Origin of the sequence: Microbulbifer agarilyticus S89 (assembly GCF_000220505.1) — a bacterium.
Classification (GTDB): Bacteria; Pseudomonadota; Gammaproteobacteria; order Pseudomonadales; family Cellvibrionaceae; genus Microbulbifer; species Microbulbifer agarilyticus_B.
In genome coordinates, this window is the sequence record NZ_AFPJ01000046.1 from 1 (window position 1) to 590 (window position 590).

Consider the following 590-nt stretch of genomic DNA (forward strand, 5'->3'; position numbering starts at 1 on the left):
ACAGCGACCTGCGCAAAAGGTGCACAAGGTAAGCTGTCCCGCGGAGGGCCGTAGGCCCGTAGCAAATTGCCCGGCCTTGTTAGGTGCACTTTTTGGTACTAAACCAAACCATAGCACTATAAGTAGGCTGGTTGCCGCTATTACGAATTGTAAACTTCTCGAAGCTGGCCGATGTGATGCGCTCGCACCTCGATTTGAGGGAAGCATTAATTCGCGTGACCAAGCTTGTAGACATCAAGGCCTCTTGAAAGGCTGCGCGTAAAGCGACCAGCTTAGGATTGTGCATATTTCCAGCCGACGCCAAGGCTTCATTGTGAAGCTCTGGGTATTTTGATGCTAAAAAATCATGCAGCTCATTTTGTATTTTAACATCCCCCACCGACGGAAATGTTCGAAAGTGCTTTAGCCAAACATCATCAGGAACAAGAGCGATTGCTTCTGAGAGTGAGCCCTTCCCCTCACGTGTATCGGAAACCGTAGCCCAGCCATGCTCGCTAATGTATGTACTCCAGCCAGTACTTTCACCGAATAGTGCAGGTGAAAAAATAAGGCTTAAGAGTAATACGAAGATTCTCATATGTACGAGCACC

The 590-nt window shown here is 48.3% G+C and carries 1 protein-coding gene; it reads right to left on the reverse strand.

All coding sequences use genetic code 11. The annotated features are described in order from the left end of the window. Positions 1 to 79: 79 nt before the first annotated feature. On the reverse strand, positions 80 to 590 hold a 511-nt coding region (locus tag AS89_RS0114640; protein WP_237709704.1), incomplete at its 5' end, for a hypothetical protein.